The following is a 14,383-nucleotide window of genomic DNA, read 5'->3' on the forward strand; positions in this document are numbered from 1 at the left end:
CTTTAGGTGAACCTCCCGGATGTACCATGCTGATCAATCCCGTTGACGGACAATTCAATGTAGCGCTCTCACCCCTATTGGAATGGGAACCTGTGCCTGGAGCAACAGGCTATTTGCTCTACATAGGCAGATCCCCCTTTGAGAATGATGTGGTGGATGGAGCCATCTTTACCACTACCTCTACTTTTGTGTTCAATTTTGAACCTAATAACACCTACTTCGTCCGTATTGTTCCGTTTAATGACGCAGGCCAAGCAATAGACTGCGTGCAAGAGTCGTTTTCAACCATTTTGGGTTGTGGACCTTTCTTTGATGAGGAAACCGGAGAGCTCGTTGTGTTAAATCCGGAGATTAGCTTTCCAGACAGTATTGGAATCTGTCTGGGTGATATCCCTCGAGTAGTTGCTGCTACGGATCCTGCAGATGGATACCGCTGGTATCGCGTCACCGAATCCGGAGATCTACTACTGATCTCAGAAACAGAAACTCTGGAACTTGAAGAAACGGGTAATTATATCTATGAGGCTTATGTGACTACAGATGGCGGCCAAGGCTCCCTTTTGGAATGTGCGAGTTCTTCTGAATTTACTGTAGTGGCTTCTCAAGAAGCACAGATCGATGAGTTCTTTATCCGTCAGTTTGGGGATTTCTTCAATGTGGAGACCGTAGTGTCTGGTATCGGTGAATACGAGTTTGCCTTGGACATTGATGGGCCCTATCAGGATTCCCCAGAATTCAATGGGCTTACAGAGGGCAATTACACTTTGTACATTCGTGATAAAAACGGCTGTGGTATTGTAGAGCGCCCTTTTAGATTGTTGTTCCCTCCTACTGGATTTCCACCCTATTTCTCCCCAAATGGAGACGGAGTGAATGATCTGTGGAATTATATTGCTCCGCGAGTTGATCCATTGCCATTAAGAGATATTTACATTTACGATCGCTACGGCAAGCTCTTGGCCCGCATCAACCCTAACGGCCGCGGCTGGGACGGAATTTACCGCGGCAACCCTTTGCCATCATCGGGTTATTGGTATCGTGCTGAAACTTTTGACAATCAGTTTTTTAGAGGATATTTCTCCTTAGTTAGATAAAGGTTATTTCTTTTTCACCCACTCGGAATTTGGCAAATAAAGCCGTAAATTTGAGTAAAAATAGCCATGAAGATCGTACTTCTGTTAGGCGTTTTCATTATGTGGGCAACTCAACCCTTATTGATCGACTTTGGAACCCAGGGCAACAACCAAGAATGGTTTGCTCTCAACGATGGGGTCATGGGTGGTATGTCCAGCGGAAGATTAAACTACACGCCAACTAGTTTTGTATTTGAAGGACAGGTGTCTTTGGAGAACAATGGAGGATTCGCCTCAGCAAGAGGTCCTTTTGAAGCCATGGACCTCTCTGGTTTTAGCACGGTGATCATAAAATACCGCTCTACGGGAATGGACTTTGCCCTAACGCTAAATAACAGCCGATTGTGGTATCGTCCCAATTACAAAACTTCCCTACCAGAGACCGATGGAAAATGGAAAACCATCACTTTGGATCTAAATGATTTTATGGAGTACCGCGTGGGTAAAGCCACTGGAAATGCAATAAGCTCACCTGTGCTAGAAAAAATCATCCGTCTGGGACTTATTTCTGATGAAAAACGCGCTGGAATCTATCGTATTGAGGTTGATTTCATAAAGTTTAGTTAGCGTGTCGCCAGCTGAGTATCCCAACTATCCCGAACTTTTTGCACTCAAGTCTTTTGTTGCAAAGCACCGTATTCAAGTGCGTTTACTCTTAGAAGCCGACGCATTCATACCAGACCACATCGCCGTGTCCTTTACTATGGCAGATAAAAGCATTAGCCTGTATTTGGATGATGAATACGGGGATCTTCAAATAGGTAATCCCCTACTGCATATAGCCTGTTGTTTGGATCATTTGGAAGTTGTGGATGATTCTGATGATTACCTGCAATGGTGTAATGAAATGGGTTATGAGCCCACCAAAACCGAGCTATTGGATCATTACAAAGTCTTAGTGGCATACAATGATAGCATCCGCAGCTATTTTGCAAATCACAAAATAGAATCTTTTGTAAATTCGCTAGACTTTCAACTCAATCAACGGGCTGCACAAGCCTTAAGAGCAAAAGATTTCACCCTCTGATGTGTTACGATATTAAAGCCAGTCTTGAATCTCAACTAAAACGCGCCAAACGAAACAATGACGTGGCTGCGATCTTGGAAATTGAGCAAAAGTTGGCGCCTTATACAGACTTACCGGCACATCATAAAAGCGGTTTTGCACATCCTAAATTACTCATCTATACGGCTCAGGACCCTTTTAAACCAATTATTGCGCATTGGGGTTTGATCCCACATTGGGTCAAGGATAGCGTGCTAAAGAACAAACTTTGGAACTCCACCATCAATGCGCGTGGCGAGACTATAGCGGAAAAACCTTCGTTTAGGGATGCTTTTAAAAGTAAACGCTGTTTGGTTTATGTGGATGGGTTCTTTGAACATCACCACCAAGATGGTGAGGCCTTTCCCTTCTTTATCTACAACCAAGACCAATCTCCCATATGTATGGCCGGTCTTTGGAGCGAATGGACGGACCGTCAAAGCGGAGAGGTTTGGACCAGTTTTAGTTTGGTAACCACTAAGGCCAACGAGATGATGACCAAGATCCACAACAACCCCAAAGCCAAAGAAGCGCGGATGCCGGTACTGCTCAATGAACAGCAGGCCGAGCTTTGGTTGCACGCAGACCCCCGAAATCCAGAGCAAAAAGAAGCCTTAGATGGATTGATAAGACCATGGGAAGAAGGTGAACTAAATGCACATCCTGTGGCAAAACTCCGCGGAAAAAGCTATCCTGGAAATGTTCCAGAAATTACAGAACCATTTCAATATGAAGCCTTAAATTTGGCACTATGAACAAGAGCTATTGGACCTTAATATCAGTTTTATTAATTGTTTTAGCGAGCTGTAAAGAGCAAACTGAAACGCCTGCTGCTACTGCTAAAATTGAAGAGGTGCCTGCAGAACGCGCCATTATTAGAGGCTTTAGTGTTAAGGATTCGTCTGGAGTTAAGGTTAAAGGCGCTTTACAAGCCTTGCAAACCATGATCTATGGAGATCAGGGCAATGAGTTGGCCAATCTCTTCTACAACAGAGATGGTAGCATTGCTTGGGAAGATCAATTCACTTACAATGGCGAAGGACAAAAATCAGGCTCTCGTTATTTTGAGAAAGGTGAACTCAAGATCACCTACAAATACGATCTGGACGATCAAGGCCGGCGTGTAGGCTTTAGAGCGCATGATGCCACAACCGGTGTTGAGATGTATCGCGGGTTTTCCAAATATGAGAATGATGGGAAAACACGTATTGACGGTACCGCTCCAGGGCCTAATGCCGTTGTACAATGGAACTATGAGTATCAGTTTGATGAGCGCGGGGAAGAAACGGCTTATGTTTTTATCGATCCCAACGGAAATCGCTTTCCAAGTAGTTATGAGGTTCGTACACGAGATGATCAAGGCCGATGGACCTCCAGAGCAGTGATCTCAGAAGGTGTGGTCAAGGCCATAGAGACGCGAACCTTTGAAAAGCTGGACCCTCAGCAGTAATGTTCATACGGAGTTCACGACCCAATACACAGAGATTCCAAACGCTATGAAAAAATATCTGTTAAGTATTTCCTTCTTTTTGTTTTTACCCATGTTTGCTCTGGCGCAGAATAGCGGTAAAGGTCCTGACGCCGTTTTAGGTCGCTATTGGACTCCAACTAAGAACGCAAAAATAGAGATCTACAGAGAAGGGAGTCAATACTACGGCAAGACAGTTTGGACAGAAAGAGCCGGTCGAGATACTTTAAATCCCGATCCAAAAAAACGCAATCAATCGCTTTTAGGCTTGGTTTTCTTGACTGATTTCTCATACGACGATGGAAAATATGTCGACGGGAAAATATACGACCCACAAAACGGAAACATCTACTCCTGTAAAATGTGGTTAGAACCAGACGGTGACCTCAAAGCTCGCGGTTATATTGGCATCTCTCTTTTTGGTCGCACAGAAGTCTTTGAGCGCATCAAAGAATAGTCTCAAATTTGCGCAAATTCGCGCAAACGTTTTCGGTAATTTTTACTGGTAATTAGGCCTTTAGGGATACCATTTCAGGTGTCTTATGTTTATCTTTACAGCCAACCAAACCAGTAAATCACTTCTGATGAACCAAAGTCGTGTAATTATTGAAAACATATACCCACAATTAGAAGGCGGAACTTACGCCATCAAAAGCATAGTGGGTGAATACCTCCCCGTTACAGCAACGGTAGTTGGCGATGGACATGATGTCATTGCCTGTTCCCTTTTATACAAGCACCAATCGGAACGCAAGTGGAGCGAAGTCCGCATGCAACCCACAGGAAATGACGGCTGGGCAGCTGGCTTCCATACCGCAAAGCAGGGAGGCTATCAATATAAAATCCAAGCTTGGGTAGATCACGCCTTGAATTGGCAGCACGGGATTGAACGTAAAATTGATGACAATCAGCACGTCAATTCAGAATTGTTAGAAGGTGCTGAGTATTTAGAAGAAATACACAAAGCTGCGAATGCAACTGAGAAAAAGTATTTGGAAGAGCTTATTGAAGCCTTTAAAGATCCCAATCAGTACGAAAAAGCAGAAGCAGCATCTCGATCTGAAGAATTGCATCAGATCTTCATCAAATACCCAATCAAAAGTGTAGTCAATGAATCTGCGGCATCGGAAGCTTATGCAGATCGTGAGAAAGCACGCTTTAGTACGTGGTATGAGTTCTTCCCGCGTTCTGCGGCTCGTGAGGAAGGCCAACACGGAACCTTTAAAGATTGTGAAGCCCTATTGCCAAGAGTGGCAAAAATGGGCTTTGATGTTTTATACTTCCCTCCTGTTCATCCTATTGGGCGCGTAAACCGCAAGGGGAAGAACAACAGTACAGAAGCCTTAGACGGCGATGTAGGTTCTCCTTGGGGTATCGGAGCTGAAGAAGGCGGACACAAAAGCCTGCATCCTGATCTGGGTAATGAGGCAGACTTTAAGTCATTGGTAGACAAAGCAAAAGAATTGGGTATTGAAGTAGCGATGGACTTTGCGCTTCAAGCAGCCCCAGATCATCCTTGGGTAAAGTCTAACCCAGAATGGTTTAAATGGCGTCCTGACGGAACGGTGCAGTACGCGGAGAATCCGCCTAAAAAATATCAAGACATCCTCCCGATCTATTTTGAGAGCACGGATTGGAAGAACCTTTGGCAAGAAATGTTGAACTGCGCCTTGTATTGGGTGGAGGAATTCGGCATTCGCATCTTTAGAGTAGATAACCCACATACCAAACCTTTTTATTTCTGGGGCTGGCTGATGGCAGAGGTTAAAAAGAAACATCCAGACGTATTGTTCCTCTCTGAGGCCTTTACGCGTCCAGCGGTCATGCATCAATTGGCCAAACAAGGGTTTAGTCAATCGTATACTTATTTTACTTGGAGAAATAGTAAACAAGAATTGATCGAATACGTAGAGGAACTCACTAAGACCGATCAGAAATACTTCTTTAGACCCAACTTCTGGCCCAATACGCCAGACATTAATCCTTGGGCACTACAAGGAGGAAACGAGGCCATTCATTTGAGCCGCTATTTCTTAGCAGCTACCTTGAGCTCCAATACTGGACTTTACGGCCCTGTTTATGAGTATATGGTGAGCGATGCAGTTCCTGGAAAAGAAGAATATTGGGATTCAGAAAAATACCAATTGCGTCACTGGAACTGGGATGCTGAAAACAAACTCACTACGCTGATCAGCAAGATCAATCACATCAGACATCAAAACGCATCTTTACAACAAACCAACAACATTCAGTTCTTGGGTGTAGAGAACGAGCAGCTTTTGGCGTATTTCAAAAGTGATGTGGACGGAGACAATCAAACTTTAATGGTGGTTAATCTAGATCCTTACTATCCCCAAAGCGGTTGGGTGGAATTGCCTTTAGAGGCTATGGGCATCCAAGAAGGACAGGCCGTTACAGTACACGATCTTATTACGGAGAGCAGCTATATCTGGGACAAACGCTGGAATTTTGTCGAGCTGCACCCGGCACTACCCTTTCACTTATTTAAAATCAAAAAGTAATGGCTAAGGGCAAATCAACAGTGAAGAGTACAACCAACTTCAATGTTGCTTGGGAAGCCCTCATGGACGACCCAGGTTTTGTGAAAATGTTCCTTTCAGAAGTATTGGAACGTTATATTGTTCAGCAGCGTTGGTACGGCGGTAAATCCAGCCGATTGAAATATATAGACCTGCAAGAGTATTTCAGGATTGAACAACACGGAGAGGTCTATTATGGGTTAATCCTGGAGATCAATTTTGAAGAAGCCTTCTATCAGCACTACTTTTTGCCGATTGCCTTTGTGACCGACGAGAACTTTGCTAAGGAGGATCGGATCATGAACCTAAGCATTCAAGGGAATGAAGGATTCCTCATTGATGCTGTTAATTTGGAGGCCTTTAGAAAGTTGGTCTTTGAACGCATCCTGCATGCAAAAGCTGGCGAGGAAGAGCGCGTCAAATATCACCGTGGTGAATCCTTTGTAGAAACGGCCTATGAATCATCTCGATTTATGGGGATGGAGCAATCCAACACCTCCATTATCATCAACGAGCGTTTGGTGATCAAGTTCTTCAGACGCATCTATGCTAACAAGAATCCGGATTATGAAATGTCCCGATTCCTATCAGACAAAAAAGGATTTAAAAATACGCCGAGTTATCAAGGAAGTATCAATATCATTGATTCCGATAATTTGATCATCACCATTGCCTTAATGCAAGGATTGGTGCCCAATCAAGGAGATGCTTGGGAATATATGCTGGGCAAACTCAAAGGCGTCTTTGAAAACTTGGCACACAAAAGCATAAAGATCAATGCGCTTCCGCATACCGAGATGTTTGAGCGCCTCACCATTGCTGATGTGCCTCCGCAGATCATTGACTGGGCAGGTTTGAGCATTTTCTTGGAATTGCAACAATTGGCCAGAAGAACTGCAGAAATGCATATTGCCTTGGGCTCTGAATTTGAGGAAACTGCCTTTGCTCCAGAACGCTTTAATGGCGATTATGAGGTTTGGCTTAAAAACCGCTTGCTCTATCAGTTTCAAAATCGATTGAACACCTTAGAGAACAATTTGCATAAGTTGGATGGCTTGGCCCTAGAGTTGGCTCAAGGATTCCTGGATAATAAAAATGAGATCAGAAAGCGCTTTTTAACCTTCAACTGGACTAAACTTAAAGGAGAACGCCTGCGTGTGCACGGCGATTATCACTTGGGTCAGGTATTGGTGCAAAACGGAGACTTCTTCATTCTAGATTTTGAAGGAGAACCAGAAAGCACTATTCGAGATAGAAAGGTCAAGCAACCACCTCTTAAGGATGTTGCAGGTTTGTTCCGATCTTTTCACTACGCGATCTACGCGACCATCTTCAATGAAGGGGAACACTTCCCTTATGAACAAAAAGAGCTTTTCGCTGCTGGGGAATTGCTGTATCGCTATATGATCGGGGTATTTTTAAATACTTATACGGATGTGATCCGCAATGCGAATATCAACATCGGTTACAACCAAGAACGCGTATTTATGCTCAAGTACGCCATGTTAGAAAAGGCCGTTTATGAGCTCGGCTATGAAATGAACGCGCGTCCGCGTTGGGCTGTGATCCCGCTAGAAGGAATCGCATCAATTATGAATGAAAACTAAATCAAGACCATGTCTAATAAGGTAATTGCTCACAGTTTTTTTAGTGATTTTGATATTGACCTCTTCAAAGGTGGAAAGCACTTCAAGCTATATGAAAAGTTTGGTGCCCATATCACTGAGGTCGATGGTGTTCAAGGCGTGTATTTTGCCGTTTGGGCGCCTGCCGCTAAGGCGGTCTCTGTGATTGGAGATTTTAACTATTGGTTGGAAGGCGAGCATCCGCTGAATATCCGTTGGGATTCCTCTGGAATCTGGGAAGGTTTTATTCCTGGAGTTCAAAAAGGAGCCAAATACAAGTATAAGATCCACAGCAATCACAACGACATTAAGACCGAAAAGGCAGATCCATTTGCCTTTAGAACAGAACATCCACCCAAAACAGCTTCTATTGTTTGGGACGCTCCCTACAAATGGAAGGACAGCTCTTGGCTCAAAGAAAGACCTAAGCACAATGCCTTGGATAAACCTTTTTCTGTTTATGAAGTGCATTTGGGTTCTTGGATGCGCAATACTGCTGAAGACCGACCGCTAACCTATATTGAACTGGCTACAGAACTGGTTGCCTATGTGAAGAAAATGCAGTTTACCCATGTGGAGTTTATGCCGATCATGGAATATCCTTATGACCCTTCTTGGGGGTATCAATTAACCGGCTACTTCTCACCTACTTCGCGTTTTGGAAAACCGGAAGACTTAAAATATTTGATCGATGCCCTACACGCAGCAGGCATTGGTGTGATCTTGGACTGGGTGCCTTCTCACTTTCCAGAAGATGCGCACGGTTTAGGACTCTTTGACGGAACGCACGTTTATGAGCATCCGGACCGTAAAAAGGGATACCACCCGGATTGGAAGAGTTTGATCTTTAACTACGGACGTAATGAGGTTCGCGCCTTTTTGATCAGTAACGCCTTGTTTTGGCTGGATCAGTACCATGCAGACGGCTTGCGCGTAGACGCAGTAGCTTCTATGCTTTATTTAGATTATTCCCGTGAAGATGGTGAATGGGAACCCAACCAATTTGGTGGGCGTGAGAATTTAGACGCGATTTCCTTCTTTAAAGAACTCAATGAAGCCGTTTACGGTGAATTTCCAGGAGTACAAACCATAGCGGAAGAATCTACAAGCTTCCCGATGGTCTCTAAGCCGACTTTTTTAGGCGGACTTGGTTTTGGAATGAAGTGGATGATGGGTTGGATGCACGATACCTTGGAATACTTCAAAAAAGAACCGATTTATCGCAAACACCACCAAAACGACATCACTTTTAGTCTTACTTACGCCTTTACGGAGAACTTTATGTTACCGCTGAGCCATGATGAAGTGGTTTACGGCAAGAAGTCCATCTTGGATCGTATGCCCGGAGATACGTGGCAGCGCTTTGCAAACCTGCGTTTGCTTTACGGTTGCATGTTTACCCACCCGGGCTCCAAATTACTCTTTATGGGTGGTGAATTTGGCCAATGGGCAGAATGGGACTTTAGCAGCAGCTTGGACTGGCATCTTACTGAGCATGCCGAGCATAAAAACATGCAGAATTACGTAGCAGCCCTAAACGGACTCTACAGAAAAGAAAAAGCTTTACACGAAAAGCAATTTAGTGCCGACGGCTACGAGTGGATTGACTATACCGATAGTGAAAACTCAGTGATAGCCTACATCCGTAAAGGAAATGACCCTAAGGATGATTTGATTATTATTTGCAATATGACTCCTGTGGTTCGTGAAGATTATCGCATCGGTCTACCTCAAGAAGGGGCCTACAGAGAAATATTCAACTCTGATGATCCTAAGTTTGGAGGTAGTGGCGTGATCAGTAGTCAACGTCCAAAGGCTGAAGAAATTCCATGGCATAACCGAGATTATTCCATGACCTTTACTTTGCCTCCACTCGGTATCAAAGTGCTCAAACGTGTTCAAAGCAAATCTTAACCCCACCAAAGAACTCATTAATAAATGATTACAAATACAGAACTCGAACGGAAAGGGAATCAATTTCCAGGACCGATAACCACCTTTAGCCAAAAGGCAGATACATTCAATATAGCTTCTAACAACGGTGTACTGCTGCAAATCACAGTCATTCGCGACAGTATGTTTAGATTCCGTTATGCTACAGAGGGTAATTTCCCTCCTGATTTTAGCTACGCCCTAGACAAGAATGCTACACACGGATACAATCATCTGGAGTACCAAGAAACTCCAGACACTTATATCATCAAAACTGCTAAGTTGGTTCTACACATCGATCGTATATCGCTTAAAAAGCGCATTTACGATATCGACGGAACCTTGATCAATGAAGATGAAGCCGGCTTCCACTGGGAGTTTAGCTACGAGCACGGCTCTGATATTGTCAAAATGAGCAAACACGCTCAAAAAATGGAGAGTTATTACGGTTTGGGTGATAAGCCGATGCACTTCAACCTCAAAGGCAAGCGCGTAGAGAATTGGGTGACCGATCAATATGCTTTTGGAAAAGATCAAGATCCTTTGTACAAGGCCATTCCTTTTTACGTCGGATTGCACTCTGACAAGGCTTATGGCATCTTCTTTGACAATACCTTTAGAACCTTCTTTGACTTCTGTCAGGAGCGTCGTGACACCACGAGTTTTTGGGCACAAGGCGGGGAAATGAACTATTATTTCATTTACGGACCTGGAATTGATCGTGTGGTAAGCAGCTATACCGATCTTACTGGAAAGCCAGAGATGCCGCCACTTTGGGCGCTTGGATTCCACCAAAGTAAGTGGAGTTATTATCCAGAAAACAATGTCCGCGAGGTGGCCAGCAAGTTTAGAGAACTTAGAATTCCTTGTGACGCCATTTATTTGGACATTGATTATATGGACGGATTTCGCTGTTTTACTTGGAATAACAACTACTTCCCAGATCCGAAGAAAATGATCGACGAACTGGAAGAAGACGGCTTTAAGACAGTCGCTATCATTGATCCAGGGATCAAGATCGACAAAGACTATGATATCTATAAAGAAGCCCTAGAAAAGGATTATTTCTGCAAACGTGCAGACGGCCCTTTGATGAAGGGAAAGGTATGGCCTGGAGAGTGTAATTTCCCAGACTTCACCAATCCAAAAGTACGCGAATGGTGGGCTGACTTGTACCACGAACTCATTGGAGAAACCGGAGTACACGGCGTTTGGAACGATATGAACGAACCGGCCGTTATGGAGGTTCCAACCAAAACCTTCCCACTAGATGTACGCCACGATTATGACGGGCATCCGTGTAGTCACCGCAAAGCGCATAATATTTACGGGATGCAAATGGCGCGCGCGACCTATCACGGCGTTAAAAAGTATACCTATCCAAAGCGACCGTTTATCATTACGCGTTCTGCTTATTCTGGAGCGCAACGATACTGTTCTTCTTGGACGGGAGACAATGTAGCTACCTGGGAACACCTTTGGGTTGCCAACCAACAGATCCAACGCATGTGTTTGTCTGGAATGTCCTTTATTGGAACTGACATTGGTGGATTTGCCGAGCAACCTACAGGTGAACTCTTTAGCCGATGGGTACAGTTGGGTGTTTTCCACCCGTTCTGTCGCGTACACTCCTCTGGAGATCACGGAGATCAAGAGCCTTGGTCTTTTGATGAAGAAGTGACCAACATCGTACGTGATTATGTGGAAATGCGCTACGAGCTACTTCCCTACCTGTACACTATGTTCTGGGAATACGCTCAAGACGGTATTCCGATGATTAAACCTTTGGTTTATTTTGATCAAGAAGACCACCAGACCTTTTACCGCACGGATGAATTCATTTTTGGAAACGATATTTTAGTGTGTCCGATTTTGGAGCCGAATGCGCAAGGCCGTCGTATGTACATCCCTCGTGGCCATTGGTACAACTACTGGAGTGATGAAGTGGTTGAAGGCGGAAAAGAACTTTGGGTCGATGCAGATATCAATAAGATCCCACTTTTTGTAAGAAGCGGAGCCATGATCCCTAAATACCCTGTACAGCAATATGTCGGGGAGAAGAAGATCGAAACCTTAACCTTGGATGTCTACTACAAAGAAGGAAAGGGAAAGGCCAAGGTCTATGAAGATGCTCAGGACGGTTACGACTACAAAAAAGGGCGCTTTAGTATGCGTTCGTTCAAGTTGACTGGAAAGTCCAATGAACTAATCATCCAACAACACAAAGAGGGTAAGTTTGTCACCGAGTACGACACCATTACTTTGAAGTTCCACGGATTGCCTTTCAAGGTAACCGCTATTGAATTGGACAATCAGCTGGATACCAGCATTAAATTCAACGGTGAAGCTACTTTAGAGATCACCAAAGACTTTACTGAGCTTCACTTGATCGGGGAATAATCACCCTAAAATTGAACTAAAAAAGGCCAAGGATATTTGATATCTTTGGCCTTATGTATATTCCAGCCCTTTTCAAAGAGACCGATCACGCTAAGATCACCGAGTTTTTAAAAAGCAATGCCTTTGGACTGTTGATCACCCAGCATGACGGAAAACCACTAGCCACTCACCTGCCATTAGAATACTTAGAAAAAGATGGTAAAGCCTATCTGCATGGGCATTTGGCTAAAAGAAATGTACAATGGGAGTCCTTTGATCAGCAAGGTGAGGTTTTGGCGGTTTTTAATGGACCGCATTCCTATGTTTCTGCAAGTTGGTACAGCATTGAAGAGGTCTCTACGTGGAACTATGTGGCTGTACATATTTATGGCAAGCTACGCACTATGGACCAAGAAGAGCTCATGCCTATGTTGGAAGGCCTTATGGCTAAATATGAAGCCGATGTTGATGAGCCCATCGATATGTCCAAACTCTCCAAAAAGACCTTGAACCAGGTCTATGGAATTGTAGGATTTGAAATCGAGATCACAGACATTCAAGCCAAATACAAAATGTCTCAGAATCGTTCTGAAAAAGATTATGAAAATATCATTGATCAACTGGAAGACGATCGCGGCACCCAATCGGCAGAAACGGCAAAACTCATGCGCGTTTTTAAACCCGACTTGGATGGGAATACGTAACTCGCAAGCGGTATTCCCTTAGATAAGATATACCAACAAGATTTTAACGAATATTCAACTGCTTTTTAAGGAAAAACCCTGTTGACCTTCAAGGAGTTATGAATTAAATTTACAGTCTTTACACTAAACTGCAATCGACTTAAACAGTTGAAGTGAGAAAGAAAAGTTCTGCTACATGTTCAAAAAAACCCGATCGAGTCCGATCGGGTTTTTTATTATTACTTATTGCTGCGTCGCATTTGCCTTTGGATCTTATTGATCGCAGATTCTATAGACTTTTCGGGTTCGATCACATTCCTCGCTCCCCAAAAATCAGGATCTGAAAAACCAGAGATCTCATCAGTGATCACCACTGATGGTCGCAATCGATCCTTTGGACGCACGATTTGATCATTCGTGATCAATTCCCAATTGGTCACCGCCATTTCGCTATTCAAACTATATACAGAATTGAAGAGTTTGCGTTTTTTATTGATCTTAAAGGTGAGATCCACGCTGCCGTAACCGTAAAACCAACGTCCGTCTTTCTCGCGGTAATCTACTCTATAAGCTGCTCTAGTTGGAGTGACCACAATGTCTCCTGGTTTTCTTTTTACAAATAATGCGCTGGCTGCTTTTTTGTCTGTGAGTAATAATTGGTATTCTGCGCTAGTCAAAGCTAGGGTTTCCGTGTCAATATAGAGCTGTCCATAATACAAGGGATCTAAAACAAAATCCTTCTGCTTAAAACTCACCACATAAACCGGCCGATCATTCACCGCCGTAGAACTTTCCAAAGAGAAGTCGTAAAGGTCATAGGTGTCTTCTGTAAAAATGTATTCCGGATACTTCATTATGTCCAAATACAAGGTTGAGAACGGCCCTCCTTGTAATTTAAGCGCTACGGTATCCAAACGGCGGTAGTCCGTGCTTTTACGGGCCTTATCTAGAGCTACCACATCTTTAATGTTGTTGGTACTGGGCTGTTTGTACAAGTCCACAACAGCCTCGGTGAGGGATACATTTCTGTTGCGTCTTTTTATGGTCTCTCTGTAAAAGGCCGTCATTCGAGCGGGTTGAGGAAGGGTGTTGTCCCCTCTTTTTCTAAAAACAGCACGAACCAAGGCATTGGCATCAGCAAAACGTGTTACACTGATCTCACTCAGCTGCGAAATTTCAACGGTCAAATAGATCTTGTGTTTACTTTTAGGAACCTCACTCAAGGGGACTGTATAAGTCTCAAACCCTAATAGAGATACCTCCAAAGAGGCATTGAGATATTCATTTGGAACTTTAAGCAAGTAATCACCTTCTGTATTACTTACGGTGCTGATGTTGGTACCTGTAACCAATAAAGTTGCAAAGACCACTGGGTCTTTACCTTCTTTGTCTAAGATCTTTCCGCGAAATTCGGTATACTCCGCCGCAGCGTCCTGAGCATTTAGTGTTGTTGCTGAGAATAAAAAAGTCGCTAGCAACAGCAGCATCAGTCCGCGGAAATTGCGCTTTGGAGTTTGTGGTTGGGCTCGCATTGGGCAATATATTTGAATCGGATTTGTTCTTCTAAGTTACTAAATT

12 protein-coding genes are annotated in these 14,383 nt (G+C 43.8%); 11 read left to right on the forward strand and 1 reads right to left on the reverse strand.

Translation table 11 applies throughout. From position 1 onward, the window contains the following. The 11 genes from HRT75_RS05295 to HRT75_RS05345 form a co-directional block, all read left to right on the forward strand. Nucleotides 1–1,094, forward strand: a 1,094-nt coding sequence (locus tag HRT75_RS05295) for a T9SS type B sorting domain-containing protein (RefSeq protein ID WP_291183447.1), incomplete at its 5' end; no start/stop codon positions are given. Nucleotides 1,095–1,160: 66 nt separating this feature from the next. Further along, nucleotides 1,161–1,700 (forward strand): CIA30 family protein, encoded by a 540-nt coding sequence (locus tag HRT75_RS05300; protein ID WP_291183450.1) that lies wholly within the window; start codon nucleotides 1,161–1,163, stop codon nucleotides 1,698–1,700. A 1-nt stretch (nucleotide 1,701) separates the two neighbouring features. Next, nucleotides 1,702–2,160, forward strand: coding sequence for a hypothetical protein (locus HRT75_RS05305; protein WP_291183453.1), 459 nt, complete (start codon nucleotides 1,702–1,704; stop codon nucleotides 2,158–2,160). Continuing rightward, entirely contained in the window at nucleotides 2,160–2,933 is a 774-nt protein-coding gene (locus tag HRT75_RS05310; protein WP_291183456.1) for an SOS response-associated peptidase, read from the forward strand. Before HRT75_RS05305 ends, HRT75_RS05310 begins: the two co-directional genes overlap by 1 nt. Then, on the forward strand, nucleotides 2,930–3,628 hold the full coding sequence (locus HRT75_RS05315; protein WP_291183459.1) for a hypothetical protein: 699 nt from the start codon (nucleotides 2,930–2,932) through the stop codon (nucleotides 3,626–3,628). Before HRT75_RS05310 ends, HRT75_RS05315 begins: the two co-directional genes overlap by 4 nt. Further along, the gene (locus HRT75_RS05320; RefSeq protein WP_291183462.1) at nucleotides 3,603–4,103 is read left to right on the forward strand and encodes a DUF2147 domain-containing protein; all 501 of its coding nucleotides are present in this window, start codon (nucleotides 3,603–3,605) and stop codon (nucleotides 4,101–4,103) included. Before HRT75_RS05315 ends, HRT75_RS05320 begins: the two co-directional genes overlap by 26 nt. 127 nt (nucleotides 4,104–4,230) lie before the next feature. Next, on the forward strand, nucleotides 4,231–6,168 hold the full coding sequence (locus tag HRT75_RS05325; RefSeq protein ID WP_291183465.1) for an alpha-1,4-glucan--maltose-1-phosphate maltosyltransferase: 1,938 nt from the start codon (nucleotides 4,231–4,233) through the stop codon (nucleotides 6,166–6,168). Then, nucleotides 6,168–7,793, forward strand: coding sequence for a trehalose synthase (locus HRT75_RS05330; protein WP_291183468.1), 1,626 nt, complete (start codon nucleotides 6,168–6,170; stop codon nucleotides 7,791–7,793). Before HRT75_RS05325 ends, HRT75_RS05330 begins: the two co-directional genes overlap by 1 nt. A gap of 9 nt (nucleotides 7,794–7,802) precedes the next feature. Beyond that, nucleotides 7,803–9,725 (forward strand): 1,4-alpha-glucan branching protein GlgB, encoded by a 1,923-nt coding sequence (gene glgB / locus HRT75_RS05335; protein WP_291183470.1) that lies wholly within the window; start codon nucleotides 7,803–7,805, stop codon nucleotides 9,723–9,725. A gap of 24 nt (nucleotides 9,726–9,749) precedes the next feature. Further along, entirely contained in the window at nucleotides 9,750–12,143 is a 2,394-nt protein-coding gene (locus HRT75_RS05340) for a glycoside hydrolase family 31 protein (RefSeq protein ID WP_291183473.1), read from the forward strand. Between the two features lie 53 nt (nucleotides 12,144–12,196). Beyond that, complete coding sequence (locus HRT75_RS05345) at nucleotides 12,197–12,826, forward strand: FMN-binding negative transcriptional regulator (RefSeq protein WP_291183476.1); 630 nt, start codon at nucleotides 12,197–12,199, stop codon at nucleotides 12,824–12,826. Between the two features lie 218 nt (nucleotides 12,827–13,044). Here HRT75_RS05345 and HRT75_RS05350 read toward each other — a convergent pair whose 3' ends face one another. Continuing rightward, nucleotides 13,045–14,337, reverse strand: coding sequence for a carboxypeptidase-like regulatory domain-containing protein (locus tag HRT75_RS05350; protein WP_291183479.1), 1,293 nt, complete (start codon nucleotides 14,335–14,337; stop codon nucleotides 13,045–13,047). Nucleotides 14,338–14,383: the final 46 nt, after the last annotated feature.

Origin of the sequence: Gilvibacter sp., from assembly GCF_013214815.1 — a bacterium.
GTDB lineage: Bacteria > Bacteroidota > Bacteroidia > Flavobacteriales > Flavobacteriaceae > Gilvibacter.